At 62.2% G+C, this 25,247-nt stretch carries 28 protein-coding genes and 1 tRNA gene; 9 read left to right on the forward strand and 20 right to left on the reverse strand.

Translation table 11 applies throughout. The annotated features are described in order from the left end of the window. Nucleotides 1–13: 13 nt before the first annotated feature. A complete protein-coding gene (locus ACEN9O_RS13760; protein ID WP_495618085.1) occupies nucleotides 14–1,072 on the reverse strand; it encodes a 3-deoxy-7-phosphoheptulonate synthase in 1,059 nt (352 codons plus the stop codon). A 74-nt stretch (nucleotides 1,073–1,146) separates the two neighbouring features. Between ACEN9O_RS13760 and ybiB the strand changes: the two genes are divergently transcribed. From ybiB to ACEN9O_RS13795, 7 genes are all read left to right on the forward strand, one after another. Next, nucleotides 1,147–2,136 carry a DNA-binding protein YbiB gene (gene ybiB, locus ACEN9O_RS13765; protein ID WP_495618086.1) on the forward strand — a complete coding sequence of 330 codons (990 nt, stop codon included), beginning with the start codon at nucleotides 1,147–1,149 and terminating at the stop codon, nucleotides 2,134–2,136. Nucleotides 2,137–2,295: 159 nt separating this feature from the next. Continuing rightward, entirely contained in the window at nucleotides 2,296–3,513 is a 1,218-nt protein-coding gene (locus ACEN9O_RS13770) for a BaiN/RdsA family NAD(P)/FAD-dependent oxidoreductase (RefSeq protein WP_495618087.1), read from the forward strand. Nucleotides 3,514–3,706: 193 nt separating this feature from the next. Then, a complete protein-coding gene (gene rpsU / locus ACEN9O_RS13775; protein ID WP_008451879.1) occupies nucleotides 3,707–3,919 on the forward strand; it encodes a 30S ribosomal protein S21 in 213 nt (70 codons plus the stop codon). A 142-nt stretch (nucleotides 3,920–4,061) separates the two neighbouring features. After that, nucleotides 4,062–4,511 (forward strand): GatB/YqeY domain-containing protein, encoded by a 450-nt coding sequence (locus tag ACEN9O_RS13780; protein WP_495618088.1) that lies wholly within the window; start codon nucleotides 4,062–4,064, stop codon nucleotides 4,509–4,511. A 94-nt stretch (nucleotides 4,512–4,605) separates the two neighbouring features. Then, a complete protein-coding gene (gene dnaG, locus ACEN9O_RS13785; RefSeq protein WP_495618089.1) occupies nucleotides 4,606–6,402 on the forward strand; it encodes a DNA primase in 1,797 nt (598 codons plus the stop codon). Nucleotides 6,403–6,891: 489 nt separating this feature from the next. Further along, nucleotides 6,892–9,132 carry an RNA polymerase sigma factor RpoD gene (rpoD, locus tag ACEN9O_RS13790; protein ID WP_495618090.1) on the forward strand — a complete coding sequence of 747 codons (2,241 nt, stop codon included), beginning with the start codon at nucleotides 6,892–6,894 and terminating at the stop codon, nucleotides 9,130–9,132. A gap of 103 nt (nucleotides 9,133–9,235) precedes the next feature. After that, a tRNA-Ile gene (locus ACEN9O_RS13795) sits at nucleotides 9,236–9,314 on the forward strand. Between the two features lie 201 nt (nucleotides 9,315–9,515). Here ACEN9O_RS13795 and ACEN9O_RS13800 read toward each other — a convergent pair. The 6 genes from ACEN9O_RS13800 to ACEN9O_RS13825 all read right to left on the reverse strand — a co-directional run bounded on the left by ACEN9O_RS13800 (nucleotide 9,516) and on the right by ACEN9O_RS13825 (nucleotide 12,601). After that, nucleotides 9,516–10,082: a recombinase family protein gene (locus ACEN9O_RS13800; RefSeq protein WP_495618091.1), complete on the reverse strand. Its 567-nt coding sequence runs from the start codon at nucleotides 10,080–10,082 to the stop codon at nucleotides 9,516–9,518. Between the two features lie 648 nt (nucleotides 10,083–10,730). Beyond that, complete coding sequence (locus ACEN9O_RS13805) at nucleotides 10,731–10,928, reverse strand: hypothetical protein (RefSeq protein WP_495618092.1); 198 nt, start codon at nucleotides 10,926–10,928, stop codon at nucleotides 10,731–10,733. Beyond that, nucleotides 10,925–11,164: a hypothetical protein gene (locus ACEN9O_RS13810; RefSeq protein ID WP_495618093.1), complete on the reverse strand. Its 240-nt coding sequence runs from the start codon at nucleotides 11,162–11,164 to the stop codon at nucleotides 10,925–10,927. Before ACEN9O_RS13810 ends, ACEN9O_RS13805 begins: the two co-directional genes overlap by 4 nt. Beyond that, a complete protein-coding gene (locus ACEN9O_RS13815; protein ID WP_495618094.1) occupies nucleotides 11,161–11,793 on the reverse strand; it encodes a hypothetical protein in 633 nt (210 codons plus the stop codon). Before ACEN9O_RS13815 ends, ACEN9O_RS13810 begins: the two co-directional genes overlap by 4 nt. Further along, nucleotides 11,790–12,260 carry a hypothetical protein gene (locus ACEN9O_RS13820; protein WP_495618095.1) on the reverse strand — a complete coding sequence of 157 codons (471 nt, stop codon included), beginning with the start codon at nucleotides 12,258–12,260 and terminating at the stop codon, nucleotides 11,790–11,792. The genes ACEN9O_RS13815 and ACEN9O_RS13820 overlap by 4 nt, the downstream gene beginning before the upstream one ends. Continuing rightward, a complete protein-coding gene (locus tag ACEN9O_RS13825; RefSeq protein ID WP_495618096.1) occupies nucleotides 12,257–12,601 on the reverse strand; it encodes a hypothetical protein in 345 nt (114 codons plus the stop codon). The genes ACEN9O_RS13820 and ACEN9O_RS13825 overlap by 4 nt, the downstream gene beginning before the upstream one ends. A 355-nt stretch (nucleotides 12,602–12,956) precedes the next feature. Here ACEN9O_RS13825 and xisR point away from each other — a divergent pair, with 355 nt between their 5' ends. Beyond that, nucleotides 12,957–13,193 (forward strand): excisionase family protein, encoded by a 237-nt coding sequence (gene xisR, locus ACEN9O_RS13830; protein WP_495618097.1) that lies wholly within the window; start codon nucleotides 12,957–12,959, stop codon nucleotides 13,191–13,193. 1,067 nt (nucleotides 13,194–14,260) lie between these two features. Here xisR and ACEN9O_RS13835 read toward each other — a convergent pair. The 12 genes from ACEN9O_RS13835 to ACEN9O_RS13890 all read right to left on the reverse strand — a co-directional run bounded on the left by ACEN9O_RS13835 (nucleotide 14,261) and on the right by ACEN9O_RS13890 (nucleotide 23,236). Next, nucleotides 14,261–14,533 carry a helix-turn-helix transcriptional regulator gene (locus ACEN9O_RS13835; RefSeq protein WP_495618098.1) on the reverse strand — a complete coding sequence of 91 codons (273 nt, stop codon included), beginning with the start codon at nucleotides 14,531–14,533 and terminating at the stop codon, nucleotides 14,261–14,263. A 419-nt stretch (nucleotides 14,534–14,952) separates the two neighbouring features. Next, nucleotides 14,953–15,150, reverse strand: coding sequence for a hypothetical protein (locus ACEN9O_RS13840; RefSeq protein WP_495618099.1), 198 nt, complete (start codon nucleotides 15,148–15,150; stop codon nucleotides 14,953–14,955). A gap of 214 nt (nucleotides 15,151–15,364) precedes the next feature. Then, nucleotides 15,365–15,760 carry a DUF2280 domain-containing protein gene (locus ACEN9O_RS13845; protein WP_495618100.1) on the reverse strand — a complete coding sequence of 132 codons (396 nt, stop codon included), beginning with the start codon at nucleotides 15,758–15,760 and terminating at the stop codon, nucleotides 15,365–15,367. A 50-nt stretch (nucleotides 15,761–15,810) separates the two neighbouring features. Further along, nucleotides 15,811–16,146, reverse strand: coding sequence for a hypothetical protein (locus tag ACEN9O_RS13850; protein WP_495618101.1), 336 nt, complete (start codon nucleotides 16,144–16,146; stop codon nucleotides 15,811–15,813). Nucleotides 16,147–16,176: 30 nt separating this feature from the next. Further along, nucleotides 16,177–16,479, reverse strand: coding sequence for a hypothetical protein (locus ACEN9O_RS13855; protein ID WP_495618102.1), 303 nt, complete (start codon nucleotides 16,477–16,479; stop codon nucleotides 16,177–16,179). A 114-nt stretch (nucleotides 16,480–16,593) separates the two neighbouring features. Then, nucleotides 16,594–17,214 (reverse strand): DUF6651 domain-containing protein, encoded by a 621-nt coding sequence (locus tag ACEN9O_RS13860; protein ID WP_495618103.1) that lies wholly within the window; start codon nucleotides 17,212–17,214, stop codon nucleotides 16,594–16,596. Between the two features lie 55 nt (nucleotides 17,215–17,269). Then, on the reverse strand, nucleotides 17,270–18,775 hold the full coding sequence (locus tag ACEN9O_RS13865; protein ID WP_495618104.1) for a plasmid recombination protein: 1,506 nt from the start codon (nucleotides 18,773–18,775) through the stop codon (nucleotides 17,270–17,272). A 109-nt stretch (nucleotides 18,776–18,884) separates the two neighbouring features. Next, on the reverse strand, nucleotides 18,885–19,130 hold the full coding sequence (locus tag ACEN9O_RS13870) for a hypothetical protein (RefSeq protein WP_495618105.1): 246 nt from the start codon (nucleotides 19,128–19,130) through the stop codon (nucleotides 18,885–18,887). Between the two features lie 146 nt (nucleotides 19,131–19,276). Beyond that, nucleotides 19,277–19,501, reverse strand: a complete 225-nt coding sequence (locus ACEN9O_RS13875; RefSeq protein ID WP_495618106.1) for a hypothetical protein — start codon at nucleotides 19,499–19,501, stop codon at nucleotides 19,277–19,279. A gap of 160 nt (nucleotides 19,502–19,661) precedes the next feature. Then, entirely contained in the window at nucleotides 19,662–20,579 is a 918-nt protein-coding gene (locus ACEN9O_RS13880; protein WP_495618107.1) for a hypothetical protein, read from the reverse strand. Nucleotides 20,580–20,692: 113 nt separating this feature from the next. Beyond that, the gene (locus tag ACEN9O_RS13885; protein ID WP_495618108.1) at nucleotides 20,693–22,069 is read right to left on the reverse strand and encodes a tyrosine-type recombinase/integrase; all 1,377 of its coding nucleotides are present in this window, start codon (nucleotides 22,067–22,069) and stop codon (nucleotides 20,693–20,695) included. Between the two features lie 264 nt (nucleotides 22,070–22,333). Next, nucleotides 22,334–23,236 carry a LysR family transcriptional regulator gene (locus ACEN9O_RS13890; protein ID WP_495618109.1) on the reverse strand — a complete coding sequence of 301 codons (903 nt, stop codon included), beginning with the start codon at nucleotides 23,234–23,236 and terminating at the stop codon, nucleotides 22,334–22,336. A gap of 97 nt (nucleotides 23,237–23,333) precedes the next feature. Here ACEN9O_RS13890 and ACEN9O_RS13895 point away from each other — a divergent pair, with 97 nt between their 5' ends. Continuing rightward, nucleotides 23,334–24,539 carry an L-dopachrome tautomerase-related protein gene (locus ACEN9O_RS13895; RefSeq protein WP_495618110.1) on the forward strand — a complete coding sequence of 402 codons (1,206 nt, stop codon included), beginning with the start codon at nucleotides 23,334–23,336 and terminating at the stop codon, nucleotides 24,537–24,539. Nucleotides 24,540–24,573: 34 nt separating this feature from the next. On the opposite strand, the gene ACEN9O_RS13900 is transcribed toward ACEN9O_RS13895, so the two are convergent. After that, complete coding sequence (locus tag ACEN9O_RS13900; protein ID WP_495618111.1) at nucleotides 24,574–25,203, reverse strand: hypothetical protein; 630 nt, start codon at nucleotides 25,201–25,203, stop codon at nucleotides 24,574–24,576. Nucleotides 25,204–25,247: the final 44 nt, after the last annotated feature.

Here is a 25,247-nt window from a genome sequence, read left to right on the forward strand (position 1 = left end):
GCGGGGTGCGGGGTTACGGGCGGTGCTTGAGCTGCTTGTGCGCGTCGCGCAGCATCTTCTCGGTGGTCTCCCAGTCGATGCAGCCGTCGGTGACGGAGCAGCCATACTTCAGCTGGCTCAGGTCGGATGGGATCTTCTGGTTGCCGCCGACGATGTTGGACTCGATCATCACGCCCACCAGCGACTGGTTGCCCTGCACGATCTGGTGGATGACGTCGGCCATCACCAGCGGTTGCAGCTCCGGCTTCTTGTAGCTGTTGGCGTGCGAGCAGTCGACCACCAGGTTGGCCGGCAGCTTGGCCTTGGCCAGCGCCTGCTCGGCGATCGCGATCGACACCGAATCATAGTTCGGACGGCCGTCGCCGCCGCGCAGCACCACGTGGCCGTAGGCGTTGCCGCGGGTGCGCACGATCGCCACGTTGCCCTGCGCGTTGATGCCCAGGAAGGCGTGCGGATGCGCCGACGACAGGATGGCGTTGATGGCGATGCTAATGTCGCCGTCGGTGCCGTTCTTGAAGCCGACCGGGGTCGACAGGCCGGACGACATTTCGCGGTGGGTCTGCGATTCGGTGGTGCGGGCGCCGATGGCGGTCCAGGCGATCAGGTCGCCCAGGTATTGCGGCGAGATCGGGTCGAGCGCCTCGGTGGCGGTCGGCAGGCCCAGCTCGCACACGTCCAGCAGGAACTGGCGCGCCTTCTCCATGCCGACGTTGACGCGGAAGGAATCGTCCATGTCCGGATCGTTGATATAGCCCTTCCAGCCGGTGGTGGTGCGCGGCTTTTCGAAATACACGCGCATCACCAGCAGCATGGTGTCGGCCACTTCGGCTTGCAGGGCTTTCAGGCGGCGGGCGTAATCCAGGCCGGCCACGGGATCGTGGATCGAGCATGGACCGACGACCACGAACAGGCGCTTGTCCTGGCGGTCGATGATGTTGCGCAGGGCCTCGCGGCCCTTCATCACGGTGTCCGAGGCGCTGTCGGTCAGCGGCAGCTTGCTGTGCAAGGCTTCCGGCGACGGCATCGGCGCGAACGAGGTGACGTTGATGTTTTCGATATCTGGGGAGATCATGATTCTCTACGTATATTTATTGCGGGGGAGGGATAGTGTAGCCGAAATGCGGCGGAGTGGTTTAAGCTGACGCCATGACGACACCAACTATCGAACCATTCCCAGCCGCACGTTTCATCAAAGAAATAGGTCGCGGCAAGAACGGCGCCCGCAGCATGAGCCGCGACGACGCCCACGATTTATATCAGGCCATGCTGGACGGCCGCGTTTCCGAGCTGGAGCTGGGCGGCATATTGCTGGCCATGCGCATCAAGGGCGAGTCGGTGGAGGAGATCGCCGGCTTCCTTGATGCGGCCGAGGCCGCCTTCGAGCCGCTAAGCGCGCCGCCTGGCCAGTTTGCCCCGGTCTGCATCCCCACCTACAACGGCGCCCGCAAGATGGCCAACCTGACGCCGCTGCTGGCGCTGCTGCTGGCGCGCGAAGGCGTGCCGGTGCTGGTGCACGGCGTGGCGCGCGACGCCGGCCGGGTCGCCACGGCCGAGGTGTTCGAGGCGCTGGGCGTGCCGGCCGCGCGCCACCGCTCGGAAGCGGAGGAGGCCATGTCGCAGGGGCATCCGGCCTTCATCACCATCGACGTGCTGGCGCCCAAGCTGGCTTACCTGCTGTCGCTGCGGCGCCGGCTGGGCGTGCGCAACTCGACGCACACGCTGGTCAAGATCATGCAGCCGTTCGCCGGGCCGGCGTTGCGGCTGGTGTCGTACACGCACCCCGAGTATCTGGAAATGCTGGGCGAATACTTCACCACGGCGGCGCTGCACGAGCGCGGCGATGCCTTCCTGATGCGCGGCACCGAGGGCGAGACCGTGGCCAACGCCAACAAGGCGCAGCAGATCGACTGGTTCCACGGCGGCCTGCGCACGACGCTGGTGCCCAAGCAGACCCTGGTGGGCGAGTTGCCGCTGCTGCCGGAGGATAAGGACGCGGCCACCACGGCGGCCTGGATCCAATCCGTGCTGGACGGCGAGGTGCCGGTGCCGCCGTCGATCGCCGAGCAGGTGCAGCAGTGCCTGCTGGTGTCGCGCACCTTGCAGTCGCGCCAGCGGGTGAGCGAGCCGATCGAGTAGGGCGGTGAGAGTTCAAGTACAATCTCGCCCCTGTCATTCCCCCATTGGGGGAAATGACTTCCCGCGAAAGCGGGAATCCATAGACCGCTTGCCTTCAAGCAAAGTATAGATTCCCGCCTGCGCGGGAATGACGGGATCCTTACTCTGATTGGAAATAAAATGGCAAAGTTTGATGTAGCGGTGATCGGTGCGGGCGCGGCCGGCATGATGTGTGCGGCGACGGCGGCCCAGCGCGGCAAGCGCGTGGTGCTGATCGACCATGCCACCAAGCTGGCGGAAAAAATCCGCATCTCCGGCGGCGGCCGCTGCAACTTCACCAATATCAACGCCGGTCCGGCCAACTTCCTGTCCGAGAATCCGCACTTCTGCAAGAGTGCCCTGTCGCGCTACACCGCCGCCGACTTCGTCGCGCTGGTCAAGAAGCACCGCATCGGCTACCACGAGAAACATCGCGGCCAGCTGTTCTGCGACGACTCCGCCGAACAAATCATCGACATGCTGAAAGACGAATGCGCCGGCGGCGACGTGCACTGGCGCATGCCGTGCAAGGTCGCCAGCCTGGCGCAGGCGGACCAGGGCGCGGATTGTGCGTTCGTGCTGCAAACCGACACCGGCGAGATCGAGGCCGACAGCGTGGTCATCGCCACCGGCGGCCTGTCGATCGCCAAGATCGGCGCGACCGATTTCGGCTACCGCATCGCCGAGCAGTTCGGGCTGCGCATGATCGAGCCGCGCCCGGCGCTGGTGCCGCTGACCTTTGACCCGCAGCAGTGGGCGCCGTTCGTCGAGATGGCCGGCATCGCGCTGGAAGTGGACGTGGAAACCGGCTCCTTCAAGGGCCGCAATCCGACCGGCGGCCGCTTCCGCGAAGATTTGCTGTTCACCCACCGCGGCCTGTCCGGCCCGGCGATCCTGCAGATTTCCTCGTACTGGACGCCGGGCACGCCCATCGTCATCAACCTGATCCCCGAGCTGGACCTGGCGGCCACGCTAATCGAAGGCAAGGGTACGATCAAGAAGCAGCTGGGCAATGTATTGTCGCAATGGCTGCCGGCGCGGCTGGCGGAAGGCTTGCTGCTGGCGCACGGCTTCGCGCTGGACGCGCGCCTGGCCGACCTGCCCGACGCCCAGCTGCGCAAGCTGGGCGCGGCCATCAACCAGTGGACCATCACGCCGAACGGCTCGGAAGGCTACAAGAAGGCCGAAGTCACGCGCGGCGGCGTCGACACGCGCGAGCTATCGCAGCAGAGCATGATGGCGACCAAGGTGCCGGGCCTGTACTTCATCGGCGAGGCGGTGGACGTCACCGGCTGGCTGGGCGGCTACAATTTCCAGTGGGCGTGGGCGTCCGGTGTAGCGGCGGGGCAAGCAGTCTGATATACTGCACGTCTCTGGAAGTTAGTGGCGTCACGCAATCGTTGAAGTTCCTGAAAGATTGCACCATACGCCGCGTTGTTTTTGCAGTGAAAGCCTTACGGTTGGCCGTTCAGATGGCCAGGCGTCTTCCATTTTCCTGCAAAAGCTGCTATAGTCTCTTTCTCCCTATAACCTCAACGGTTTGAATTTTTACATGACCACTATTCGCCTTAAAGAAAACGAGCCGTTCGAAGTCGCAATGCGTCGCTTCAAACGCACCATCGAAAAAACCGGTCTGCTGACCGAACTGCGCGCACGCGAGTTCTACGAAAAGCCAACGGCTGAGCGTAAGCGCAAGCTGGCAGCTGCAGTGAAGCGTCACTACAAGCGCATCCGCAGCCAGCAACTGCCGAAAAAACTCTTCTAAGACTGCGCTTGCAGATTCAACCCGGCAGTATGGCGCTCACGCCTCGGGTTGCTTCTTGTTGCATCTAAGAGATACCCGCCCCGGTTCGCCGCGGCGGGTTTTCGCATTTTTACTCCAACAATTTTTTGAGAGAAACTACGCCATGGGCTTGAGAGAACAAATCACCGAAGACATGAAAAACGCCATGCGCGCCAAGGAAGCCGGCCGCCTTGCCACCATCCGCCTGATCCTGGCGGAAATCAAGCGCAAGGAAGTGGACGAGCGCATCGAAGTCAACGACGCCCAGACCGTGGCCATCGTGGAAAAAATGATCAAGCAGCGCAAGGACTCGATCACCCAGTTCGAAGCCGGCGGCCGCGCCGACCTGGCTGACATCGAAAAGGCCGAACTGGTGGTGCTGACCGCCTACATGCCTGCCGGCCTGTCCGATGAGGAAATCGCCGCCGAAGTGGCCGCCGCCGTGGCCGCCTCGGGCGCCGCCGGTCCGCAGGACATGGGCAAGGTCATGGCCATCGTCAAGCCGAAGCTGGCCGGCCGTGCCGACATGACCGTGGTGTCCGCGCTGGTCAAGAAAGCGCTGACCCCGGCATAATGCCTGCGTAGTTACCTCCGCCGCAGTTTGATCCGCGTCAAAACCGGATTGGCGCGGCGGTATAGTCTGATCCATAACAAGACCGCATAGCCCTGTGATTCCACAATCCTTTATTTCTGATTTGCTGAACCGGGTCGACATCGTCGACGTGGTCGGACGTTATGTGCAGCTGAAAAAAGGCGGCGCGAATTTCATGGGCCTGTGCCCGTTCCACAACGAAAAGTCGCCCAGTTTCACGGTCAGCCCGACCAAGCAGTTTTACCATTGCTTCGGCTGCGGCGCCCACGGTACCTCGATCGGTTTCCTGATCGAATATTCCGGCATGGGCTTTGTCGACGCCGTCAAAGACCTGGCGCAGAACGTCGGCATGGTGGTGCCCGAGCAGGACGATAAAATTCCGCCGGCCCAGCGCGCGCAAATGGCCGCGCAAAGCCTGGCATTGACCGAGGCGATGACCCGCGCCAGCGACTTTTACCGCGCCCAGTTGCGCGGCGCCACCGACGCCATCGCCTACCTGAAGAACCGCGGCCTGACCGGCGAGATCGCCGCCCGCTTTGGCCTGGGCTACGCGCCGGCTGGCTGGGACAATCTGCGCTCGATCTTCCCCGACTACGAGGTCGTGGCGCTGGCCGAGGCCGGCCTGGTGATCGACAAGGTGGACGAGGACGGCGGCAACCGCAAACGCTACGACCGCTTCCGCGAGCGCGTGATGTTTCCGATTAAAAACACCAAAGGCCAGGTCATCGCCTTTGGCGGCCGGGTCCTGGACCACGGTGAACCGAAGTACTTGAATTCTCCCGAAACGCCTTTATTTTCAAAGGGATTCGAGCTGTATGGCTTGTTCGAAGCGCGCCAGGCGATCCGCGATGCGGGTTACGTGCTGGTGACGGAAGGCTATATGGATGTGGTGGCGCTGGCGCAGATGGGCTTCCCGCAAGCCGTCGCGACGCTGGGCACCGCCTGCACCACCCACCACGTACAGAAATTGTTGCGTCAAACCGACACGGTGATTTTCAGTTTCGACGGCGACAAGGCTGGCCGCCGCGCCGCACGGCGCGCGCTGGAAGCCTGTCTGCCGCACGTGACGGACAACAAGACCATCAAATTCCTGTTCCTGCCGACCGAGCACGACCCGGACAGCTACGTCCGCGCCTATGGCAAGGAAGCGTTCGAGCAGGAGATACACGAGGCGATGCCGCTGTCGCAGTTCCTGGTCAAGGAGGCGGTTGGCGAGCATGATTTGCAGAGTCCGGAAGGTCGGGCCCGGGCGCAGTTCGACGCCAAGCCGATGTTGCAGTCGATGACGCCGACCGCGTTGCGGCTGCAGATCGTGCGCGGCCTGGCGCAGCTGACGCAGACCACGCCGTCCGAGATCGAGGTGCTGTTCGAGCTGGCCAAGCCGGTCGCCGTCGCCCGTCAGGCGCCGCCGCGCACCGGACGGCCGGTGCCGGTGGGGCTGGAGTTGCAGATCGTGCGGCTGCTGGTGGCGCATCCGCCGCTGGCGCTGGACATCGACGCGTCGGCGCTGGCGGCGTTCCAGTACTTCGGCGCCGAGCCGGCCGAGCGGCTGGCGCAGCTGGTGGCGTCGGCCCAGGCGCTGGGGCCGAACGGCAGTTTCGCCGCTTTTGCCCAGCATCTGAAGTCGCAGGGCGACGAGTACGACGGCATCATCGGCGAGATCGTCAAGGAGCCGGAATCGGACTACGACGCGGTGCGGCTGTTCCTGCGCGGCGCGATCCGCCAGGTGAAGAATGACGCGTTGAAGCAGGAATTGAGTCAGTTGTTCGCGGCCGGTTTGTCGTCCGACGAGATCGGCGTGCGCTACCGGGAGTTGACGGCGCAGCAAGATCAACTGCTGCGCGAGGCACAGGCGGAGTTGGCGAACCGATAGTATTGCAAGGCGTTTTGTATAGTAATGTTTCTGTCATGGTTGCAGAGGTGGGAAGTGGGGTTCTGCCCTCTGGAAATTGAAAAGTGACGTGCTATAATAAAACGCTAAGTGTTGTATGTTTTGGCATCGTTTTTCAGTTCAGAGTGTGTTTGTTTTCAGTAAGTTAGGCTCTTGATCGGCATGGAAAGACGGGTGTCGGCGGCCAGGGCCAGCTTTGGTTGAGTCAGCGCGCTACGGCGGCGCTGTATAGCGGACGTTCCGTTCGCTTTCCAACCTAGTCATGGTTTCTTGCCCCCACGCACGTGTCTGATGCAGTAGAATTTCCGCCAAGAGGGTGGAGTTCTGTTGAGGCTGATCGGCCCGACCAGGTGTAAGTAAGTCGTAGTATTGTCGGACTTGTGCAGTCGGCATGTTCGAAGACGTAGGCCCGCAAGGGCCGCAAGAAACTTTATCCTAAATAAGCAAGTCGTTGTGTAATCGAAAGCGCCTGTGCCAATCAAGAAACCTGAATCCCAAGCGGCTGCAAAGCCGAGCAAAGTGACCGCAAAATCCGCCAAGACGGCGGACAAATCGGAAACGCGTGTCGCCAGCAACCCGCCAGTGGTCAGCCAGACCACCGACGCGGCCACGCTTGCTGCCATCGATACATCGGGCTATGTGCTGCCGTCGGTCAAAGTGCCGGGCCGGCGCGGGCGCAAACCGAAAGAATTCCAGCCAGAAAACGACGAAGTCGCCGCGCTGAACGCGGTCGAGCGCGCCGAGCTGAAGGCGGTCGACAAGGCCAAGGCCAAGGACCGCAAGGCCAAGGAAAAGGCGCTGCTGAAGGATGCTTTCTCGTCGGACACGGAAGCCACCGAGGAAGAGCTCGAACGCCGCCGCCAGAAACTCAAGACCCTGATCAAGTTCGGCAAGGAACGCGGTTTCCTGACCTACGCCGAGATCAATGACCACCTGCCAGAAAATATCGTCGATCCGGAAGCGATCGAGGGCATTATCGGCACCTTCAACGACATGGGCATCGCCGTCTACGAGCACGCGCCGGACGCCGAGACCCTGCTGCTGTCGGACAACGTTGCCACCGTCACCAGCGACGACGAGGCCGAGGCGGCCGCCGAAGCGGCGCTGTCGACCGTCGACTCCGATTTCGGCCGCACTACCGACCCGGTGCGCATGTATATGCGCGAGATGGGCTCGGTCGAGCTGCTGACCCGCGAAGGCGAGATCGAGATCGCCAAGCGCATCGAGGACGGCCTGAAGGACATGATCCAGGCGATCTCCGCCTGCCCGGTGACGATTGCCGAGATCATCGCCGCCTCCGACCGCATCCGCGCCGATGAAATCAAGATCGATGAAATCGTCGACGGCCTGGTCGACGAGAGCGAGGAAGTGGCCGCGCCGGTAGCTGCCGCGCCGGCCGAAGAGGACGAGGAAGAAGAGGAAGAGGAAGAAGAGGAAGAAGAGGAAGAGGAAGAAGCAAGCGCGTCCGGCGCCGCCGGTTTCTCGGCCGAACAGCTGGAAGCGTTGAAAAACGCCGCGCTGGAAAAATTCGACGTCATCTCCCTGCAATTCGACAAGATGCGCCGCGCCTTCGAGAAGGAAGGCTACAACTCCAAGGCCTACGTCAAGGCGCAGGAGGCGATCTCGTTCGAGCTGCTGGGCATCCGCTTCACCGCCAAGGTGGTCGAGAAGCTGTGCGACACCTTGCGCGGCCAGGTCGACGAAGTGCGCCATATCGAGAAGCAGATCCTCGACGTGGCCGTGAACAAGTGCGGCATGCCGCGCGCCCACTTTATCAAGGTCTTCCCTGGCAACGAAACCAATCTGGAATGGGTGGACGGCGAAGTGGCCGCAGGGCACGCGTATAGCACCATCCTGGGCCGCAACATCCCGACCATCAAGGAACTGCAGCAGCGCCTGATCGACCTGCAGGCGCGCGTCGTGCTGCCGCTGCCGGACCTGCGCAACATCAACCGCCAGATGGCGGCCGGTGAAATGAAGGCGCGCAAGGCCAAGCGCGAAATGACCGAGGCCAACTTGCGCCTGGTGATTTCGATCGCCAAGAAGTACACCAACCGCGGCCTGCAATTCCTCGACCTGATCCAGGAAGGCAATATCGGCCTGATGAAGGCGGTGGACAAGTTCGAATACCGCCGCGGCTACAAGTTCTCGACTTACGCGACGTGGTGGATCCGTCAGGCCATCACCCGTTCGATCGCCGACCAGGCGCGCACCATCCGTATTCCGGTGCACATGATCGAGACCATTAACAAGATGAACCGGATTTCCCGCCAGATTCTGCAGGAAACCGGCGCCGAGCCGGATCCGGCCACGCTGGCCATCAAGATGGAGATGCCCGAGGACAAGATCCGCAAGATCATGAAGATCGCCAAGGAACCGATTTCGATGGAGACGCCGATCGGCGACGACGACGATTCGCATCTGGGCGACTTCATCGAGGACAACAACACGCTGGCGCCGTCCGACGCCGCGCTGCACGCCTCGATGCGCGGCGTGGTGAAGGATGTGCTGGACTCGCTGACCCCGCGCGAAGCCAAGGTGCTGCGGATGCGTTTCGGTATCGAAATGTCGACCGACCACACCCTGGAAGAAGTGGGCAAGCAGTTCGACGTGACGCGCGAGCGCATCCGTCAGATCGAAGCCAAGGCGCTGCGCAAGCTGCGCCACCCATCGCGTTCGGACAAGCTGAAAAGCTTCTTGGAAGGCAACTAAGACTTGACTAGTGGCTGCGCTAGCCCTTATCCTCGCGAGTTCGTTTTAAAAACGGGGGCGCGTCAGAGGGGCTGGCAAGGCTCCCAGCGCATAGCAAGACCCTGGGCCTCTAGCTCATGCTTGGTTAGAGCAGCGGACTCATAATCCGTTGGTGCCGTGTTCGACTCACGGGAGGCCCACCAAATTTACTCAGTATATTCAAGAGGTTACGCGATTTTCCGTGTAACCTCTTTTTGCTTTTCCCTGCCTGACTCTCTCTATGTAACCCCCATGTAACCCTACTGCGGGAATACTTGCTCGGTAGCGGTAGAGGAGGGAGGGGTATGGGCCACAACAAAAAGCCCAGCACTTAGGCTGGGCTCTTGAGTCGGCTACGGCCAGCCCTACGCTGGCTTCACCACGCTGAGAATGTTGGCGCGGGAAACGTCGTACAGGCGGGCCAGCGCGCTGACACTCTCGCCGGCGGCGTACTTTGCGACGATTTCCGCGCGCTGCTCGGCCGTGGTCTTCGATGGCCGGCCCAGCGTCTTGCCTTCGCTCTTGGCGCGGGCCAAGCCTGCGTGGGTGCGCTCTACCAGCAGGTCGCGCTCCATCTCAGCGACTGCCGCCAGCATGGTCAGCATCATTTTGCCGGCGGGCGAGGTCAGGTCCAGCTTGCCCAGTTGCAGGACGATGACGGCAATCTTGCGGGCGGCCAGCAACTTGACCGTGGCGCCGACGTCCTGCGCATCGCGGCCCAAGCGGTCCAGTTTGGCGACCACCAGCGTTTCGCCATTCCGGATTTGACCGAGCAGCGCGGCGAACTGTGGGCGCTGGGTGGCGCTGGTTTTGCCGCTGATGGTGTCGGCGAACCAGAAATCGACCTGGTGGCCGGCTGCCTCGATTTCGATGCGCTGATTGTCTGCGCTCTGTTCGGTGGTGCTGACGCGGCCGTATGCGAAGGTTGCCATGGTCTATCTCCGGTTAAGACTGTTGGAAAACACTGTTAGAATATACTCACCTGTTAGAAATAGCAAGCCCTATATTTCCAACATAGATTAACGTTGATATCTGTTGATGTTAGAAATCGTTCGTTTTCTAACAGCGAGGTGGACACCATCAATGTTACTGGCATATTGCTATTTATGAATTATGTTTACCTTACGGAAATACCGGTATATTGTTGCCCTTCCGATACCGATAGGGAGACAAGAATGGCGCTTTATAAAAACGGAAATTATTTGACTCAGTCGCAGAGCCAGGCATTTGATGACATCACCCACCCTGGGCATCCGACACCTTACAGCGGCATTTATCGCTGCGAAGGTTGTGGCGAGAATGAGGTGTCAACTCATGGGCACCCCATGCCGCCGCAGAATCACCATCAACACACCCAAGCCCAAGGCGCTATCCGGTGGAAACTTATCGTAGCAACAAAGTAGTCTTGGGGGGGGCGTTTCACCACCTCCTAACTTGAATAACAAGGGGGTGCAGCTTTTGCACCCCATCCTTGAATTTCAGGCAAGGGGAGGGGGTAGCGTTTCGTTACCCCTGCCTTCCAGCGCCAGCAGCGCCCGCAAACAAAAGCCCGGCACTTGGCCGGGCTGCGTGATTGACGGCTACCGTGCGGGCGGCGCTGAGGCGGGCACGAGGCACAGCCTCGGCACCGGCGCGCGCTCCGGGTAGTCCGCAGCATCGCTCATCAGCAAGTCCAGGTTTTCGCGCTTTCGACGCGCGTCCATGGCACGGAAGGCCATGATGAGCTGAAGCTCTTCAGCGCTGAGTATCATCGTTGGCGGAGTGGGCGCGGCCTTCATACGGCACCTCCGCTGACCAGGCGTAACTCCGGCCGGGCGTGCCGGGGCCACTTCCTCGCCATATCTTCCATCATCAGTAGCATGGGTGCCTGCGCCTTGCCGTCCATCGCAGCGAATAGCTTGGCGATGCGCAGCTGGTCGGCGGTGAGTGGGGCAGGCGCCGCCGGCTGAACCTTGATGGCTTGGCGCTTGCGTTTCGGCTTGGCATCCGCCTTGATGTCGGTAGTCGGGCTCATGCCGCCGCTCCTTGCGGGACTTGGATTTCTTGCCAGTGCGTGACAACGCCGCCATCGAGCCGGCTGCCGTCGAGCTTCGAGAACCAGCAGTCCTCCTCAAGTGCGTAGAAGGCAGGGAGCGGGAGCTGGTCGGCACCACCCCAGGCAAGCACATCACGGTCGCTGTCAGGCGCGGCGCTCGCCACAGCCGTCCATCCGTCGGCGCGCCGGCGGCCGACGGGCGAGTGCAGTTGCTGCGCGATGCCGCGGATGTCGTCGACGAAGCGTTTCGCACCACGGATGGCGGCATCGGCCCGTGTATTGGTCACGCTGGCCAACTGGTCCAGCGCCAGGCGCAGTAGGTCGTTCACCGTCTCGACCGCGCACTCGATTTCGTCGGCTGCGTCGCTGACGTCAAACACCGTGCCGTCAAAGGTTTCCTCCCAGCTGGCCAGAATAATGCCGCCGGCCTCAGTGCTCAGCACCTCATCACGCACCTCATCGCGGCAATTGTCCCTCCACTCCGTCAACGTCGTGGTGTCGCGCAGGCCGTCGGCATTGCCGTTCCATGCTGCAGCCTGGCGCAGCGCCATGGCACGCACGCTGTCGACAGTGAAATCCTCCACCGTTGGGGTCTCGCGGGCATTCATGCGGCACCTCCTTCCAGTAGCAGACCGCCGATGTGGTCGACCGATTCCTGCACTAGCACCGTGTTGCGGCAGGTGGCCTTGACCAATGCGTCGAGGCGCACCACTGCGCCGGCGACGACCGGGTCGTTGCTGGCATCACCCAAGCGGTCCAGCACCTCAAAGCAAATCTCACACAGCGTCTGGCCGGCTAGCGCCTGCGACTCGATGTCGCCAAGCTGCTGACGGATGGCGCGCAGTTGCTCGCGGTTGGCCGGCGTGCTGGCGCTGGTCGGCGCTATGGTGGCCGCTTCAATCGCGGCAGCGCGTTCGTGGTGGCGGGTGACACCTTCGCCGGCCACGCCCGCCGCCTCCAGTTGGGCGCCGACGCGGGCTTGCTGCTGCGCGGTCATGGCGTTGAGCATGGTCTTGATGATGTGGTCTGCGTGATGCAGTTCGACCAGCAGGGCCGGGGTGGCGGCGGCGCTCATGCTGGAACTCCTTCCAGCACTGCTAGTTTTTTCCGCAAGTCGCGTGCCTCGCGCTCGAAGCAGCCGGCCATATCGTCGACCAAGATGCCAGTCTCCATCGCGATGCGGCGGACCAGCGCCAGCCGCTCGTTGGCGCCGGCCGTCTTGTCGCTGGAATAATCGGCTAGGCCGACAATAGCCTGAATCAACGGTGCGATGCGGTCATTCGCCCACGATGCACCTATCTGGGCCTGGTCAATCGCCAAACTCATGGCTTCGATTGCAGCGTCAGGTGCCGCGATTATTGCGGCCGGGCTGGATGTGGATTGGGATACTACAGATGTGGTGGTACGTTTGACCATGATGGCCTCCTTGTCGGTGATGAACCGCACAACCCGTCGCCAAACGGGGTGAGCAGCAAGTGGCGGGGTTGGCGAACCGGTGACAAAGGAAACCGGCATACCCGAAGGTATCCCCACCACCGCCGCTCATAGAGACGTGGTGGTACGGACGAAAAAAAGCCGCCTTGTGGCGGTTGTCCGCCTTTGTCAGTTCCGAGTCGCCAAACCCGTTTCCCCTCTTTATCGGGGACGTTTTTAGAATAGACCCGCGACCGACATGGCGTCAAGCGGTTTTCGTCGAGGCGGATTTTAGCAGTATGATGGTTGTTAGGGTTAAATAATCAACTTTGCTTTATATATAATCAAAGGGGAAGTCATGGAGCATCCAGTCGCATGGGTTAAATTGGAGAAGTACGTCGAGCTCACCGGCGACAGCGTAGATTCGGTTCAGGCGCGCCGCAAAGCAGGCAAATGGCTTGACGGGAATCAGTGCAAAATTGTGGACGGCCGGCTGTGGATTGACCTCCGTGCAGCGCAGCGTTGGGTAGAAGATTGGGATGCTAGTGCCCCCATGCTTGCCGCCGGCGGCTCGCTCCTCAAGGCGAAAAAATAAGCTGATGGTCAATCCTCCAGAGCTTCTGCGAATGGGCTTGCCAGTGCAGGTAGGCCGCCGGCGAAAATCGGCGCCCCCCCTTTGTCTGCCAGTCACCGCCACCACAGACCGGAAATAATCCGGTCAGGACTATGCGTGCACCAGTCGTGCACCATCCGTGCACGATGCTGGCAGGGGGGGGGAACGCAACGAATGTGACTCCTGCTAGGTGTCGTTCCTCCGAACGAGGCCGGCCGGGCCGGCAGTGTGGTCCTGGGCGCGACTCTGTTTGCGAGTCGCTCAAACCTACTCGCAGATTTGCTGGAGACTTAAAATCTCCTGCGGCTGCACCATACCCAAAGTAAGCCGCAGATGCGCGTGACTCACTGTCACACGCTACATACGGGAAAATCCCACATGTAGAAAACCGCCAAATGCCGTTCTGGCCGGTATTTGCAAGGGACCGATTGTCACCCGCAAACCACCCTGATGCCGGGTGATTTCCAGCGCCAGTTCAACGTCCGTTCAACGCCCGTCCAACGCCCGTTGGGCCGGCGCGCGGCACCGGGTAACGCTGGCACCGTTATCTGCAGCGTTACAGCGGCGTTTCCGGAGCCCGTCCACAGCATTGCGGACAAATTGCGGACAGGATGCGGACAGGATGCGGACGCGGCGCGGCGCCGGCTTGGCGCGCGGCCCTTCGAAGGGGCTTACAAGGGGCTTCGAAGCCTTCGGCAAAGGCTTCCTGAAAGGCCTCGCGAAAGGGTATGGCAAAGGCTTTCCGAGGGGTTTCGCGACAGTCCGGCGCGCCGACCTGTAACGCGTTGCAGGCGTCGCAGGTGCCGTGACGGGTGCGTTACAGGCGGCTGGCGCGGCGCCGAGATGCGCGCAGTTCTGCTCACACCGCGGTAAATTCTTACCGGCCAGGACGCGTCCACATCTGGACGTACCAGTCGGCGCCGCGCGCGGGAGATGCGCTGAAAACTGAGCGTATCTCTGCCTACCCCGGCCCGGCGGCGATACCAGAAAATCTGGTAATGGCGGGACCTGGCGCGACGATTCGCGAAGCCTCGCGAGCGTTCGCGAAATTAGCTCGGCTTCACGCGTAGCTTGACCTTACGGCATGATTCACTGAACGCTCGCCCCGCCTTGGCCAGGTCCGCACTGCTGGACGCGCGCGGCGCCGCAGCTGTCGCCCCGGGCGGGTTGGCCCTCAGCCACGCCCTGCATTCGCCAAGGTCGTAGCGGTGCGAGCGCGCACCGACCGGCGTGTACGGCAAGCCTAGCTGCTCCAGGCGTCGAACGGTCGATTCGCTCACGCCCAGCGCGGCGCATAGCTGCTGGCGGGTCATTTCGGTCATGGGCTACCTCCTGCGGCAGAATAGCAGGCGTGTTTGACGCGTGCGGCACGCGTGGCTGACGCGTCGGTTTAAAGGCGGGATTTTCCCGGATTTAGGCGGTATGGGATTTCCCATATCGGCGCAAAGTGGGATTTTCCCACGTCGGGGCAATGCAGGATTTTCTGCATCTGTACCGTCTGCCAGAAATTAGGCGGGCGGTCGTGTTCCCGGTTTCGCGGGAACCGCTCTAACTCCGCATCGGCACAGAATTGTGCCGCCAGCGTTCCGGGGAAATCCCGGATTGAACTTGGCCTAAATTTTTAGGCCACGCGCTGGCGCTGGTGGGGAATCACCTGAAAGCCCAGGAGGTCGGCTGGGTGCAGGCCAGCGCCAGCAGCACGGCATCCTCAACTTGCGGACGCTGCCTCATTGCGAGGAAGTCAGACCGGTGCGTCACCCCAGTCCAATGGCGGCGGCATCGACATGTATTCAATCACTGGCTCCCAGCCGAAGCAGAACCAGCGGACGTCCTCTGCACCGGGCGGTATGAGCGCTCGTTGCGCCAGGAGGCGAGCACGTCGCTCTGCCTGCTTCTCCAGCGGCTGGTCGGTAAAGAATGTATCGGTGATGTCTTGCATGCTGGCTCCGGCGGCCGCGCGGCGCGACCATGCGCAAGGGTAGCATGGCGAGCCGGATGCGCACCAAACTGCGCACCTATCCGCGTCGGAATCGTTCAGAAATCGCACCAATTCGATGGCGAATATCAGGCCTTTTCCCCTATGGGGTGGTGCTTCCTGCTGCGGTTTCGAAACTGCGTCGATACTGCGCACTATCCGCGAACCGACCGCGCACCTATTTTGGCAAAATTTGCACCGGCCGGCTGGCTGCGTACATGCCGCCGACCTCGCGCGCGGCCTGCTCGATGAGCTGCAGCGCCAGCACCAAGTTGCCCGCGCGCTCGGCCTGCTCGAGCATGCGCTCTATCTGCCGCAGGCGATAGGACTGGCAGGCAATGGGGATGTCGTCCAACTCGGCCAGCAGCCTCGCCCGCGTCTCGTAGAACATGGCCCGCCAGTGTTTGCCCAGCCGGGCGCCGGCGCGGCGCTCAGGGTGCCACGCCTCGATGCGTTGGCGAGTCAGCGATAGGCCGAATTTCACTTTGACGGCGGCGGCCACCTGCTCGGGAGTGTCGTAGCATGCCAAGGCAGCAACGATATGGGCGCACACGTGGCCGGGCAGCTTCGTCATGGGGCAAATCCGTCAAGGTGGGTCAAGCTAAAATAGGCCATGCCGCCGCCTCATTCGTCCGCAAAAAGCCCGATGCGCTCGAACAGCTGGCGCAGCGCTGGCATGCCGGCGGCGGCGCATGCGTCCCTGGCCATCACCCCGATTCGGGGTGTCATGTCGCCGCACAGCAACAGCGTTTGCAGGATGTCGCATTGCGTGTATCCGCCGGCGCGCGCGGCCGCGAGGATGCCGGCCACGGCGTCGCGGGCGAACTGCATGCCTTCCGGCGGCACGGGGTCATCGTCGCCGACGTCGCCATTGCAGCGCAGGATGTCGCCGCAGATGACCAGAATCTCGGGGCCGCCCAGGTTGGCGGGTTCTCCGTTGCGGTAGGTAGTCGTGTTCATGATTTTGCTTTCTGCCCTTGCGGGCGGTCGTTATTCGGCGGCGAGAAGCACCACGGCGCCGTCCAGGTCGATGACGTCGGCGGTGTCCAGGCGTCCGCGCTGCTTCGCGCAGGCCTTGGCCAGAACGCGAAGGGCGGCCAGTTCGCGGCGCTTTAGCTCGGTCAGCTGGCGTCCCGTCTCGTTCTGCTGAACGCATCGCTGCACGCACCAGCCGTCTTCGCCCCCGGCCTTGAGCTGGGCGTCGATGCGGCGCTTCTCTCGCCCTACAGCGAGGCGGCGCGCGTGGGCGGTGTGCCAAAGCAGCGCGGCGTTTATTAAATCTCGGTCGTTCATCTCATCTCCGTTTGCCCGGCAAGGCCATCAATCGCGCCGTGGTGGCGCAAACTGGCCCTGCTTGCGGCATTGGGTCCGCTGAGCAGCGCAAACCGCTCAGCGGACCGATTTCGCCTAGCCCTCGACCTTGCCGCCGGTTTTGAAGAACGCGCCGCGCTCCATGTGCGGCATCACATCGAATTGCGCTCTGGTGATAGTCTTGGCGGCCGACGTCGCCGGCGCTGAATTGCCGGCCGGTGCCGCAGCGCCTTCGGTAATGCGTCCGCCCTCTCGCAGAAACTTGCTGCGCGAGTCCTGCGGCAGCGAGTCAAACTGCGCGCGGGTGATGGCGCCGCCTGACTGGCCCTGCTGGCCCGCCGGAGCTTTCGCGCCAGGCTCGCCGCCCTCGCGCTGAATCATGCCTTTGCTCTCGTAGCGGTCGACCAGCAGCGCGAATGCTTCGTTGAAGTCGGCGGCCTCACCGTGGCGTGTCGGCGAATACAGCTGGATGCCGTGCTTATCGACGGCCACCAGCTTGCCAGCATCGAGGCGGAAGCTTTCGCCGAAGAACGAAGCGGCCACGTCGGCCGGAAGCTTCAGCCCGGCCATCACGGGGCTGTTCTTGAAGTGCGCGCCCAGCGCAAGCTTCCAGGCGGCAGGCGCGTCGAACGCTTCCTCACGGCCGTTGGCGTGCACGTAGACAGGCTTGCCGTCCTTGACCACCGCGTGGCCGTCTTTCGTCAATTTCAGTTTCATGGTCATGCCTTTCAGTTCGTTTCCCGGTACCGCCGGGTCGGGTGTTTGGTCATCGCTACAGGTGGTAGGCGCCGGGCGGCGGGCCGGTGGCCTGCACGAACTCGCCGCGCTCGCCGTCCCAGTGCTCGGCAGGGTGGTCGGCGTCGCGCTCGCGCCGATAGTCGTCCTCCGGCAATGCTCCGGGCATGCTTGGAGCATTGCTTGGAGCATCAAGACGATGTGCTGTCCGGCCGCGCTGCCAATTCCCATCCACCGTTGGGGGTTGGGTTCGCCGGCCGGGCTTGGAGGCTTTTCCGCCACTGGCGGGATAGGCCGGCGCCATGTCGGCTTGCTGCTGGCTTCCTGCGTTGCAGGGTGTCAGGTGCTGCCGCACACCCCCGTTGCGGTGGTGGACGAACTGGGCGCCGCTCCGGTGACTTCCCTCGGGCGAAGGGGGGGCGGAAGTTTTTCCGGCACCCTGGCCGGACTGGTGGCGGGCGCTGTCCTCGCGCTGCTCGACCAAGCCGACGAATTTCGTCGGGCTGGTGGGCGCGGTCGGGCCGGTGGCCCGCCGCATGCCGGCCGTGGGCGTGGTGTCGGGCGGCTGGCTCTGGTCGGTGCTGCTGGTGGCGGCGTCTGTGGAAGGTTGCAGCGGCTGCTCGCCGGCTGGAATTGGGGAGGGCAAGGGGGCAACGTCTACACAGAGATAGACGTTGTCGAATTTCTCGCCTTCCTGATTGCCTAAATTTTGTGCAACGTCTATATGCTTCTTGTTCGGCGCGGCGCGGTGCGCGCGCTCAGGCTTGCATGGCGCCGTCATGATATCGACGAAGCTCTTGGCTTTCGCCTTGGTGGGCGCGCCCAAGCCCAGCAGCGCCAGCAGCGTTTCCGCCTGGCTGCCGAGGGCGGCGATAAGTGCGTCGCGCATGCCGGGCTCGCTCAGGCGCTCAGGGCGCGCGCGCAGCGCTTCCAGCACCACGTGCCCCGCCGCGTCCCTGTTCGGCTTGCTGAGGCGCTTTGCGCGCGGCTGGTGTGTCAAGCCGAAGCGCTGCGCCACCTGCTGCTGAAAGTCGGCCAGCATGGCGCGAATCTTGGCCGGGCCGCCGGCGAGCGCGCCGCCTTGCATGCGCCCAGCGACCAGCGGCATCAGTAGGATGTGGCAATGCGGCGCGGCCTCGTCCAGGTGGGCGACGGCGCTCAGGATAGGAACAGCGAAAAAGGCATCCGTCCAGGTCACGGCGGCGGAAAAATATTCGCGGTGGTCGATGGCAGTATCGGCCGGCAGGCTGACGACCAGTTCCAGCGCCATACACGCATCCCTGCGCAGCGCCTTCACGCCAGCATTGTCCAGCAGCGCCAGCGCCAGGCCGGCCACCTCGTCGGCGGTCGCCGGGCCGCGCAAAACGTAGTTCATGTGCATGCGCGCCGGGTTGATGCCGCTGGCGGGGCTGGCGCCCAGTTCAGCCTGTATCTCGCGCAGGTTGTGCATCGCCGCCACCCGAATGATGTTCTTTGGGGACGTGACGCCGCGCACGGTACGGGTGTTTAAGCTCTTAAGCCGCAGGTACAGCGCTTCGGTCATGCACACCCTTTGAAGGCGGTGCACACCAGTACCAGCAGGACCAACAGGCCTGGCGGTGGTGGTGGCAGCGGGCGCAGCGCGGCAGCGCGAAGGCGGTAGACGGCGGCAATCATTCACCGTCCTTGCGGTCGCGCAAGCGCAACCAGGTGTTGATGGCGCGGCGGTCGACTTCGTCAAGCGAGTAGACGCCGAACTTGACGGGCTTGCCGTCGCGGTCGATACCTGGCGTGCGCTGGCACGCGGCGCGCAGCCCACGACGTCGCAACTCGGCAATCAGCTCTGGGCCATTCGAGGCGCCGGCGATACGGTCTATTTCCTCGCGCCGGCGGGCGCGCAGCAGCAGCGAATGAATCACGCGCAGGTGACGCGGATTATCCGTGCCTGAAAATTGAGCAGTTGAGGTAGAATGCGCAGCAGGTACTGCTGTTTCGAAGAGGTCCGGTTCTGCTTGGCGGTGGAGCCCGGACTTTTTCTTTGGGCGCTTGCGGGGCGGGCTGACCATTAGTGGCCGCCATTCAGCAGCGCAGCGACTCCTTCCACAGGCCACAGTAAGCGATTGCCGAATTTCACCGGTCGGATGCCGAAGCACTCACCTGTCAGGCAATAGTGCTTACGGATGGTCTGGCTGGCGCGATTCGCAGCACGTGCGAACTCGGCAGTCTGGATGTGGTCGCGGCCAGCGGCAATCGCGGCTAGGGCAGTGGGAATATTCACGGTGGTTTGCATCGCTAGATGTCCTTATGTTGATTTTCTACTTGCTGCGCTCATTCGCAGTTAAGTAGATAGCGATACGATTTATATTCCGTAAAAAAGCCCTATTTTTCCTACTGTTCCTAGTGTTTTCCCACTGCACCTAGTGTGTGCCTACTGTCGGTTCCTACCGTTCCTACTGTCGGCTCCCCGTCCAGCGGCCAAGCGCTGCCACAAGCGCGCCATCCGTGTAAATTTGAGTCTTCCCCTTCCTAGTTATCCAATTGACTCCTTGTACTTCAGTCGACGTTTTACGCAAAATATCAGAAAATGCTTCTCCGCTATTTGCCAGCTCGCGCAGGCGCGTCATAACCTGTTTTGCTGCCGGCCTGTGTCCCAGTTCGCACTCAAGCGCCCAGGCCACCTGTATCGCGACTCGGCCAGCGCCGACTGTTGGCAGCTTTCCCGGAATACCTTGCTCGGCGCCGCCTTCGTCGGATAAGGCCGCTGCACGTGGAGCGTCAGGAATTTGCAACTCCACTTGAGCCGTTCTTGAAATGGCGAGCCTCATCAGTTCCCGATACAATTCCACTGCCTCGTCGGTGTCCGCGCCAATGGTGATAGTCGCCACAGCGTCCAGCAGCTCGTAGTGCACTTCAATTCCAGCCCGCCTCAGGAAGAGGACTCCCAGCGCAGGACTAATGGTTTCTGCCAGCTTCTCGGATAGCATCGCCAATCGAAGCCTACGGGTAAGACGGATATCCGCCTCTTCCTTGTTGGATAGCTGGTTCGACCACATCTGCTTGTCGATGTCGCGTTTTGCGTCTGTTACCCGTCGCCTCAGTTCGGCCAGTTCGGCAGTGCTCGCGACGCCCGCCACCTCGGCCAGTACCTCAATATCCCATACCGGTAGCGAAGCCAAATCAGCGAAATGTAGTGATACCTTAGCTTCTTCGGGGCGAATACCATACAAAGCCATCAAGTCGTAATCGCAGCGGTGGTCGAGCAAATTACGGATTATCTCGCCTGACATCCCGAGCATATCTTTCGCCCGCGTCGGTATGCACAAAGACGGCAGTTCGTCGTTTGACGGTTCTTCTACATCGTTTTCCATTGGCACCCCTTCAGGTGTCACCCTCATAAAATGGGGCGCCAGTCAGGCCGGTGAAGGAGTCCGGCTTTTCGTCCGCTAAAACTAGACTGACGCGTAAATCTTGCCTGATGAGGTCAGGCGGCCGGTACCGCGCGCAACCCTGCTGGCGCTGGTTGGAACTGCACGCCGGCCTGTTCGAGCAACCAGGTTTCTATCTGGTCGTGCCACTTGCGCAGCATATCGAGAGGTCGGCGGATGTAATTCTGTTCGCGCACTCCCTGCGGCGCATGCCCCTGAATTTGCGCAGATACGCCGCTTGGCACCTCGACCCATTCGCAGAGCGTGCCGAAGGAGCGGCGCAAACCCTGTATTGTCAAGTGAGGCAGGCCGGCGGCCTTCAGCGCCTCATTATGGGCGATGCGCGGCTCGGCCAGACGACCACTTTTTGACGCCGGGCTGCTGAATACCCATGGAGAGGGCGTCCAAGTCGGTGCAGGCGCCGCGCCGCTGCGCAATTTCTTCGGCGTCGGCGGCGTATTGTTAATGCGCTTTAGAGTTTCGAGCAGCGAGGCCAAGTAAGGCGTCAGCGGGATAGTGCGTCGCCCCTCCACTTTGTCGCGGATTGACATGCTGCGCCACCTGAAGTCGATATCCTCCCACCGGAGCGCCGCCATTTCCTGTCGTCTCGCACCGGTTATCAGTTGGGCCTGCAAATAGGTGGAAATTACTGGGTTGCTAATTTTTCGAACGGCCTCGAACCACGTCGCGAGCTGCTCACGCTGTAGCACGTCATGTTTTACCTGCGGTTTGCCCAAGGACTCTCTGGCTCGGGTGCTCCTGGCCGGGTTGTTCGTGACGATTTCCGAATAGGTCGGATGCCGCGCGCACCAGTTCAGACACGCTTTCAGTATGCGCAGCGCGAGGCGGGCGCTTGTTGGTCTGATTCCGCCCTCTGTTTCTGCCCACGCCTCTATACGCTGAGCATCGAGGTCGACCAAGCGAACGCTCATCAGTGCCGCCAGCGGCGCGGCCTTGGTCAGTTTGATTTTGGACCGTGTTCGCGGTGCACCTCCGGGCGAAATCATCCTCATGTGGTCGTCCGTATGGCGCTCACTCCAGCGCGGCGCCCGGTCGGCGACATAAAGACCCCATACGTCGCCAAGGGTTATCGATTCCCTGAGTGCGGTAGAGGCCGCGTCGGTCTTGGCGGCCTCTTCGGCGGCTACCGCATCGGCCTTGACCTTGCGGGGGTCTTGCCCCTTGTCGATTATGACCATGAGGCGGCGCGCCTCGGTCTGGGCGGCGGTAATGCTCCACGTCTGCGTTGCACCAATGGTGATGCGAATTGCCTGTCCCTTCAGCTTAGCCTGAAAAACATACGACTTCGCGCCGTTGGCGGTTGCACGAAGTGCCAAGCCAGGTGCGGTCGCATCCCAGAGAAAAGACTGCCCCTTGCCCGGCTCGCATTCGAAGCTATCTACTCGACCCGCCGTGAATTTTATCTTTGCCATTGTTGCCTTACTCAATATTGAGGGTCGTCATGTAACCGCCATGTAACCCGATTCAGAGTATAGCAATCAATCCTCATCAACGCAAAGTACAGGCGTTTTTATACCAAGTCATTGATTTTTATGGGATGTTCTTATTTTTGATGTCCGAATCAACGCAGGGAAATGGCTTATCTCGCAGACTCATAATCCGTTGGTGCCGTGTTCGACTCACGGGAGGCCCACCAATAAAACAAGGACTTAGATGCGAATCTAAGTCCTTTTTTCTTATCCGCCGTCGCCAACCAGGGCTTTGATCAGCGCGCGCGCCGCTGCCGATTGGTGTCGATGGGGCGCGTACACCAGCGAAAACGGTCTCGTCCGGCCGCCCAGTTCAGGCAGCAGCTCGACCAGTCGTCCGCTGACCAGGCGCTCGTGCGCGATGAAGTCGTAGGTCTGACAGATGCCAATTCCCTGTTCGGCCATCGATACCGTGCCCAGCACATCGTCCGATACTTCCAGCACAGACCTGGGCTGCCATTCGAGGTCTTCATCGCCGGCGCGGAACGACCACGGGCCGTGCTTGCCAGTGCGCGGCAGCACGAAGGGCAGGCAGACATGCTGGGCCAAATCTTCAAGATTTTGCGGCACACCAGCCCGCTTCAGGTAGTCCGGCGCCGCGACCAGCCGCAGCCTGGCGTCTTCCAGCTTGCGCGCGACGAGGCCGCTGTCGGGCAGGTGGCCGAGGCGGATGGCCATGTCGAAACCCTCCGCCACCAGATCGACGTTGCGATTGGTGATGTTGAGCTCAAGCCGGACCTCGGGATTTTGCGCCAGAAACGGCTTGAGCAAGGCCGGCAGGCGGAAATGGCCGAACGTCGTGGGAGCGCTGATGCGCACGCGCCCGCTCAGCGCCGCACTGTGCGACTGCGCTTCCTGCTCCGCCTCCCTTAGCAGGCCGAAGGCGCTGCGCGCCTGTTCCAGATATCGCTGTCCCGCATCCGTCAGCCCGAGGCGGCGCGTGGTTCGCCGCATCAATTGCTGGCCGAGCCGCGCTTCCAGCCGTCCAATCGACCGGCTGAGAACGGACGCGGTCGTCGATAACACAGCCGCAGCCGATGTGAACGAGCCATGCTCTATCACCGCCAGGAACACCTCGACGTCTCCCAGGTAATCAAAGCTTCGGCTCATTTGATCCTCTTAAGAACTAATAATTTTCAATTCGGCTAGTTTATCTCCTATCGAGACGCAAATATAGTGCTCACACCCTATACACACGGATGACACTATGATTACCTCCCGGATCTTCAAACACACTTTCGGCGCGCTGCTGATGACTGCCGCCCTGGCTCAAACCGCATGGGGCGCGGACGGTGCGCAGCTCGAACGCTGGCGCGGCTACAGCGGCGTGACGTGGGGCATCGATGCAGCCGCGCAGACGCCGTTCCGCAACTCGGTGAACGCGCCCATTGCCGGCATCCATTTCGACGCCAGCGGACGCGCCTTCGTCAGCACGCCGCGGCTGATCGCGGCCGATACGCCCGCCACGCTGAGCATTCTCGACACGGCGTCCAACGGCGGCCCGGCCCGCCTCACGGCCTTCCCGTCCGAGGACGGCAACTCGGTCGCGGCGTCTCCCCAGACCAGCCTGCGCAACGTGCTGGGCTTCCATATCGACCGTCGCAACGGCTGGCTGTGGGCGCTCGACATGGGCTTCGTTGCCGGCGAGGCCGAGGCTCCGGCTGGCGGTCAGAAGATAATGATCTATGAATTGAGCAGCGGCCGTGTCGTGAAACGCATCGCGCTCGATGGCGTGGCCGACCGCAAGGGCAGCTTCCTCAACGACATCGCCGTCGACGACGCGCGCAAGATCGCCTACATCTCCGACAGCGGCCTGCGCAGCGCTCCGAACAATCTGGCGGCGATCATCGTGGCCGACTTCGCCACTGGCGCCAGCCGCCGCGTCCTGCACCGCGCGCCGGCTGTGCTGCCGGAGCCGGGCGTGAAGGTAGTGTCGCATGGACAGGAGGTGTGGCCCGGCAATCCGCTGACACTGGGTATCAATGGCATCGCGCTGTCGCCGGATGCGCGTACCCTGTATTGGACCGTCACCACGGGCACGCACGCGTTCTCGATTAAAACCGATGTGCTGCGCAACCCAGCCGCAAACGCGCAGACGGTTGCGTCTGCCGTCAAGATGATCGGCGACGTGGGCGGCAATACCGATGGCATCGTCACCGATGACAAAGGCAATCTCTACATCACCGATGTCAGCCGCAACGGCATTGTGCGCTTCGATCCGGCCAGGAAGGCAATGGCCGTGCTGGCGACCGACGACGGCATCTCCTGGCCTGACACCCCGGCCATCACGCCCGACGGCTATCTCGTGGTCACCGCAAGCCAGCTCAATAATCACTTCGCCGGCGCGGTGAAGGCCGGCAGTGAGCGGTACGAGCTGTGGCGCATGCGACTGGCGCCAGTTGAGGTGAAATAAGCAGTTCAGCTTCGGACGGGCAGTCCGGTACGGCTCAGCCCTTGTCGGCCGACTCCGCAGACCGCACGTCCAGCATCGCCACCACCAGGTCCGCTTCGGTCAGCAGCGCTTTCGCCGGGAAGCCATCTTCCAGCGCGACCACCGCGCCGCCGGAAATTTTCTCGTCGCCGGACGGCGAGTTCGGCATGAAGGCGAACTGCGGGAACTTGGTCTGGCCGTGCTGCGCGATGTCGCGCAGGGTGCGCGGGGCGGCGCGCAGCAGGCCGTTGCGGACGTGACGCTGGCGTTCTTCGTTGCGCTCTTTCAGCAGCGTCGTCAGGCGTCCGATTTCCTTGTGCAGGCGGTCGGACTCGGCTTGCAGATTGCGCAGCTCGTCGTCGCTGAGCGCGTCTTCCCATTGCGTCAGCTTCAGCAGGCCGCGCTTGTGCAACGCTTGCCGTTGCAGGTCCAGGTCGACCGTGGACAGGCGCTGCTGATGCGCATCCAGATCCTGCTGTTCTTTCACGTCGCCGTTGGCGCGATGCCATTTGTCGCCGAAGTCGAACACCAGGCCGTCGAAGTAGAAATACATCGGCAGGCCTTGTTCGAGTAGCTGGCTGGCGGGCTTGTTCCAACGGCTGGCCAGTTCGGCCAGCGTCAGGGTGATAGGTTCGATGATGGGCATTGTTGTCGCGAGTAGAATCCAATCCGGAATTTTCTCACAGACGA

It is taken from the genome of Duganella sp. Dugasp78 (assembly GCF_059491455.1).